Origin of the sequence: Archangium sp. (assembly GCF_036389735.1) — a bacterium.
Lineage (GTDB): Bacteria > Myxococcota > Myxococcia > Myxococcales > Myxococcaceae > Archangium.
Genome location: NZ_DASVWK010000941.1, coordinates 1 through 2,944, shown reverse-complemented (window position 1 = coordinate 2,944; position 2,944 = coordinate 1). Strand labels below are relative to the sequence as shown.

2 protein-coding genes are annotated in these 2,944 nt (G+C 71.0%); one reads left to right on the top strand and one right to left on the bottom strand.

The window, feature by feature from the left end; genetic code table 11:
• Positions 1-463 precede the first annotated feature (463 nt).
• Complete coding sequence (locus tag VF794_RS33550) at positions 464-799, top strand: TerB family tellurite resistance protein (RefSeq protein WP_331117194.1); 336 nt, start codon at positions 464-466, stop codon at positions 797-799.
• A gap of 6 nt (positions 800-805) precedes the next feature.
• Here the strand turns inward: VF794_RS33550 and VF794_RS33545 are convergent.
• Positions 806-2,944, bottom strand: a 2,139-nt coding sequence (locus VF794_RS33545) for a DUF2135 domain-containing protein (RefSeq protein WP_331117193.1), incomplete at its 5' end; no start/stop codon positions are given.

The following is a 2,944-nucleotide window of genomic DNA, read 5'->3' as shown; positions in this document are numbered from 1 at the left end:
GAGGTTAATTCCTTGCACGAAAATGAGAATGCCCTTCCTCTCTTTTCGCCCGCGCGGGCCAGGCCAGTCTTTGCCTGCCTTCACGCCGCTCGGCGTGGCTGGAAAAGTCCGCTCCCCTCGGTCCAAAGACCTGGAAGCCCTGAGACTCTCAGGGAAAGCCGCTCAGACCTGGAGAGGGGCAATCAATGACTTGCAGGGCGCGGGCGGGACGATGTCAGGCTTTTGCCCGGCTGGCGGATCTCCAGTGCCGCCGTATCTGTCGCCCTGGGGTGTGAAGTCCGGGTGGATGTGGGGTCTGGTACGGCGAATCGAGGGGGATCGCGCGGCCGGATTCCGGCGCGGGCTGTTGGCGGGTGTGCAGGAGCCGGGGGCAGGGCCGCCTCGCGGTGTGCACCGCAGGACGGTCAACCCCATGGACGTGCGTGGCGGGAACGGCGAGGCTGCGCCACCCAGGAGGACCTACATGGCAAAGCCCACCGCCGAGGATCGGTTCAACGTCGAGGTGCTCAAGCTGATGCTCCAGCTCGCCTGGAGCGACGGTCAGGTCGATGTGCGGGAGATAGGCACCATCCTCGGCGCGGCGCGAAGCTGGGAGGTGCCGGAGTCGGAGGTCGCCGCACTCAAGAAGACCCTGGACAGCAACGGGCCCCCGCCGGCACCGGACCTGGCGCTGCTGCGTGGCCGCTCGGCGGAGGTGTTGGAAGCGGCTCGCGCGCTCATCGCGAGCGACGGCGAGCTCCAGGCCGCCGAGGAGGAGCTGCTCGCGGAGCTGCGCATCATCCTCGACGCCGAGCGCTGAGCAGGCTCACTCCTGCGTCTTCGCCACCGGCGGTAGCGGCTTCTTCACCATCTCCTCGCGCCGCAGCAGCAGCGTCGCGTTCTTGTTGGGGAGGATGCGCACCTGGAAGCGCCGTTGGTACGCGTCCTCCTTGGCGAAGACGTCCCGGTCCGACACGAGCAACAACGCCGTGGGCACCACGTAGCGCGCCGAGTTGTTGCCGAAGTAGTGCACCAGGACGAAGTACGTGCCCGGTGTTGACTGACGCGCGTGGTACAGCTCCGGGCCCAGCCCATCGGTGATGTCCCAGTGGTGCTCCCCGCCCAGGCTCGTTGTCGGGTTGCCGTAGAAGCACTTCTCGCCGCTGGGCTCCACCACCCACAAGTCGATGTCCGTCCCGTCCGAGTTCCAGTGCGTGGTGAGCTGGTAGTCGAGGGGCTCCAGCTTCTCGCGCTGCCTCAGCTCGCGCCGCCGCGCCTCCAGGGCCGCCACCTCGGCGCTCGTCAGCCTCGGGTGCTTCGCCAGCGAGGCCAGCATGCGCCCGTAGTGGTACGCGGCCACCCGCTTCGTCTGCGTGTCGTGCCGTTTCCAGTCCCGGGCCAGGACGATCTCCCAGTCGCGCGCCGCCTCCGCCAGGCGCCCCGCGGCGTCCAGCGCGAGCGCCTCCTCCAGGTAGGCCTGGGGCTCGAAGGGACGGTTGAGGCGCACGTGCTCGAAGAGCTCGGTGGCCGTCGGGTACTGGCCGAGCGCCAGCAGCCCATAACCCACCAGTCGCAGCGCCTCGGCGTCCTTGGGGCGCAGCTCCACCGGGGAGGAGAGCGCCCGCACCGCGCCCCACGTGTCCCCCGAGAAGGCCCGCTTGCGAGCCACCTTCTCGTAGAGCAGCACGTCGTCCTTGTGGGTGCGCCGCTCCCGCCGGTACTCCAGCTCCGCCTGGAGTCGCTCCTCGCCGCCGGCGTAGGGCTCGTCGCGCAGCGGCTGGGCCTTCATCCGCGAGCCCAGCTCCACCTGCTTCGCCCCCAGCACCCGCAGCACCTCGCGGCCCGAGTCGGGCACGCCCTCCAGCGAGAGTCCCAGCAGCTCGTCGCGGCGCTGGTCCTCCTGCTGGCGCTGGAGCGCGTCCAGGTCGCTGAGGTCCATCTGCTCGTCGCGCACCGCGTAGCGGGTGTAGTCGCCCTCGGACTCGAGCACCAACATGGAGGCCCGTGCGTTGGCCAGTCGGTAGTGCTGGCTGAGCGCCACCACCATCCGGTCCAGCTTCACGTCCTCCAGCGCCACCAGTCGGGACACGAAGAGCTCCGCCCAGGCGCGCGGGGCGAAGGCGCTGTCCTCCTCGCGCGGCAGCGACACCGAGAGCGTGCGCTCCTCCTCACCGGAGGCCCGCGTCACCACCTCCAGCTCCGCCGCGCCCTCGCCCACCAGCCGCCCGGCCACCTGGAGCTCCTGCCCCGGGAAGACGAGCCTCGGCCGGCCCGCCACCACCAGGTCCTTCACCTGCGCGCCCTTCACGCCCACCCGGGTCAGCACCACCGAGGCCGCCCGGTGCGCGCGCGCCGCCGCCGGCACTTCCGCGCCCGACAGCACGTTCACCACCCGGCCGCTGCTCGCCCGGGCCAGCGCGTCGAAGAGCTCCGCGTTCACCGCCGACTCGCCGAAGCGGTAGCTCACCCAGCGCAGCGTCTCCGAGGCCGCGTGGCGCGAGATGAGCGCGTCCACGTTGCTCTGCCCCCAGGTGACGTTGCCGTCCGAGAGCAGGAAGGCCGTCACCCGCCCGTCCTTCCCCGCCGGCTTCAGCCAGTCGCGGCTCGCCCGGTCCAGCTCGGTCAGCAGGCCATCCACGTTGGAGGCGCCCTCCAGGTAGACGCGCTCCAGCTCGGCGAACGTCTCCTGGCGCGCCCCGGGCGTGTTGCGCCGGAAGCCCGGGCCGTGCAGCCAGCGCGGGCGCACGTCGAAGAGGAGCACCGCGTACTCGGAGAGGCTCTCGTCCTTCTCCAGCAGCGCGCGCAGCATGGCCCCCTGCAAGGCCCAGGCGTTGCCGTCCTCCGCGGACAGAGAGGTGTCCACCACCAGCACCGCGCGCCCGGTGGGTTGTCCCTCGTCGCCCGAGGTGAGCCGCTCCGGCAGCCGCACCCGGGTGTAGAAGGCCTGTCCGGACAGCCCCGCAGG

Excerpts from the sequence above, each read along its gene's own strand:
- VF794_RS33550 (WP_331117194.1), top strand. The coding sequence starts at position 464 with ATGGCAAAGCCCACCGCCGAGGATCGGTTCAACGTCGAGGTGCTCAAG.